The sequence below is a fragment of the Hymenobacter sp. genome (genome assembly GCF_031398885.1).
GTDB lineage: Bacteria > Bacteroidota > Bacteroidia > Cytophagales > Hymenobacteraceae > Hymenobacter.
This window is the reverse complement of record NZ_JANNOD010000112.1, coordinates 1-2907: the sequence shown is the minus strand read 5'-3', so window position 1 is coordinate 2907 and position 2907 is coordinate 1. Positions and strand designations below refer to the sequence as shown.

At 67.8% G+C, this 2907-nt stretch carries 2 protein-coding genes and 1 pseudogene; all 3 read right to left on the bottom strand.

The window, feature by feature from the left end:
• Positions 1-1077 (bottom strand): annotated as a pseudogene (locus RMO51_RS19945) (M1 family peptidase); the annotation flags it as partial.
• 90 nt (positions 1078-1167) lie between these two features.
• Complete coding sequence (locus RMO51_RS19940; protein ID WP_310397734.1) at positions 1168-1788, bottom strand: helix-turn-helix transcriptional regulator; 621 nt, start codon at positions 1786-1788, stop codon at positions 1168-1170.
• A gap of 152 nt (positions 1789-1940) precedes the next feature.
• On the bottom strand, positions 1941-2534 hold the full coding sequence (locus tag RMO51_RS19935; RefSeq protein ID WP_310397732.1) for a HupE/UreJ family protein: 594 nt from the start codon (positions 2532-2534) through the stop codon (positions 1941-1943).
• Positions 2535-2907: the final 373 nt, after the last annotated feature.

Below are 2907 nucleotides of genomic sequence, written 5' to 3'. Positions count from 1 at the left end.
CTCGGTCGAGTACTGCCCCCAGAGCGGGTTGCCTTCCTTGGGGTAATACGACATGCACAGCACCGGCTTGCCATTCTGCTGGATTTGCAGGGCGTCCCAGATGAACTTGCGCGAGCTGGCCCAGGCAAAGTCGCGCACGTTCTGCGCGGCGTAGGTCCACGTTTTGGTGGCCGTGGCGCGGCCGCCTTCGGCCTTCACCGCCTCGGCCTGGGTGATGATGAGCACCGGCTTCTTGGCGGTTTTGGCCTGCGCCAGGCGCTTCTGCTGGGTGGCCGTGAGCACCTGGGCGGCGTTCTGGAGCGTGCCGGTGGCGCCCACCACGTGGTCGGCCGGGGCGGTGATGCTCACCCGGTAATCGCCGAAGGGCAGGGTGAATTCGCCATTGCCCAGAAACTGCTTGTGCTGCCAGCCCTGGTTGTCGGAGTACACGGCCATGCGCGGGTAAAACTGCGCGATTTCGTAGAGGTAGTTCTTGTCCTCGGGGAAGTACTCGTAGCCGCTGCGCTCGTTGATTTTGAGCTGGTCGTTGATGTTGTAGTGCCACTTCACGTTGAAGGACACCGACTGGCGCGGCCGCAGCGGAACGGGCAGGTCCACGCGCATCATGGTGTGGTTGATGACCGTCTTGAGCGCCTTGCCGTCCGCGCCCGTCACGCTTTCAATCTTGAAGCCGCCGTCGAAATCCGACAACATGCCCTCCAGGGCATCGAACGACATCCGGTCCTGCAGCTGGCCGACCTGGGTGGCCGTCGTCATCGAGTTTTTATCCAGCACGTTCTGGTCGAGCTGCACCCACAGGTAGGGCAGCACGTCGGGCGACAGGTTGGTGTAGGTGATGGTTTCGCGGCCACTGATGGCCTGCTTGACGTCGTCGAGCGTCACCTTGATGTCGTAGTCGGCCCGCTGCTGCCAGTAGTCGGGGCCGGGCGCGCCGCTGGCCGTGCGGTACGAATTGGGCGTGGGCAGCAGGGTTTCGAGCTGGGCAAACTTGTCGGTGCCCGAGTTGGTGGTTTGGGCCGCGGCGGGCCGGAGGCCCACCAAAGTCAACACTAAGCCGGCAAATAAAAGACGACGCATGGGAAAAATGTTAATGGAAAATACCCACGCCGGTAACAACCGGCAGCGGGACGAATATACGGTGAGGAGCGCCCTGCCCCGCCGCCCGGCCTACGCGGGCGGCTCCTTGGCCGGGCTCGCCGCCAGGTAAGCCGCCAGCCAGGCCGCCTCGTGCAGCCAGGCCGCGCGGCGGGCCCGCAGCAGGGCCTCGGCGGTGGGGCCAGCGGGCTGGCCGGGCAGCAGGCCGTCGGTGGCGGCTTCGAGCCGACGCGCCAGCCAGCGGCGGCGCAGGGCGGCGGGGTCGCCGGAAGCGGGGCTGGCCGGCAAGGGTGGCAAGGCCGCCCCCAGCAGCGGACCGGCGGCCAGCAGGGCACGTTGCTGGCCGAGGCGGGCTTGCAGCGGAGCCAGCAGCCGGTGCACGCGCCAGGCCTGAAACTGGCACTCGCCCACCCGGGCCGCCAACGGGCCGGCGCCGGGCTGCCGCGGGGCCATGGCCCCGGTCATGGCCACCGCTACGGCCGCGGCATCCGGGTCGGGGGCGGGCGGGGGCACCGGCAGGTCCAACGCCCGGAGCCAGGGCCACAACCAGGGCTGGGCGTGGGCGGGCAGCGGGTCGTGGCCGGTTTCGATGCGGGCCAGCTGCGACTGGCTCACGCCAAGCCAGGTTGCCAACTCGGCCTGACGCAGGCCAAAGCGCGCCCGCACTTGGCGCAGGTCGGGGGCGTAGCTCATGCGCGGCGGCGGGCGGTGCCGCCCGGGTCTAATATTTTTGAATGCAGCACGGAAAATATTAGAAAACGGCTTCTAATATTTTTTATTTGAATCTCAAAAATATTAGCCCGGGCGCGGCCTGCCCCAGCGCCGGCCGGGGCGCCCGCCGCCCGCTACGGCCACAACTGCTGGAGCAGCAGCACGGCCGCGATGCCCAGCGCCGCGCCGCTGGTGGTCAGCAACCAGTCGCGCCGGGCCACGCGCAGCCCGCGCAGCAGCCCCGCCCCTACCAGCAAAATGGCTACTACTACCAGCACCTGCCCCGCCTCTACCCCCACATTGAAGGCGAACAGCTCCCGAATGGGGCGGCTGTTGGCCCCGAGCAAGGCCCGCAGGTAGTTGGAGAACCCCAGGCCGTGCACGAGCCCAAACCCCAGTGCCAGGGCGTTGGGCACGGCGGCCAGCACGGGCGCCCGGGGGGCCAGCATCTGGTTGGCCCCGCGCAGATTGACCAGCGCCGTGACCATGATGGTGAGCGGAATCAGCGCTTCGATAACAGCGGGATTAAACGCCACCAGGCCCAGCGTGGCCAGCGCCAGCGTGAGCGAGTGCCCCACCGTGAAGCTAGTGACCAGGGCCAGCACCCGCCGCCAATCAGCCAGCACGTAAGGCGCGCACAGGGCCAGCAGGAACGTGAGGTGGTCGGCGGCCCGCGGCGTGCAAATGTGCAGGAAGCCGAGCTCCAGGTAGGTTTGAAAAACGGACATTCATTATGCTATACTCGTCGCGAAGGAGGATGCGGGGGCGTGCCCGTTTTCGCAAGTTACTTCAGGCGCCCGCCGCCCGCGTCAAAGACGCGAAACCAGTCGGCAGCGCGTCGGAGACGCGCGCCAGCCAGCAGCGCGCAGCCAGCAGGTGCGCCAGCCACACCCGAATGGCAGCACAAAAAAAGCCCTGACCACGCGGCCAGGGCTTTTTTCACCAAGGAATGGTTACCCGGCTATTCCTTCACGATGCGGCGGGTGTCGCGGCCGCCCTCGGCACCGGCAGCACCTGGGCGATCAGGCTCGCGAGCCCCAGCAGCAGGCGGAGCAGGCCGGTCCGGCGGCCTGTGAACGACCGAGCGCCGCCACGCTCGAG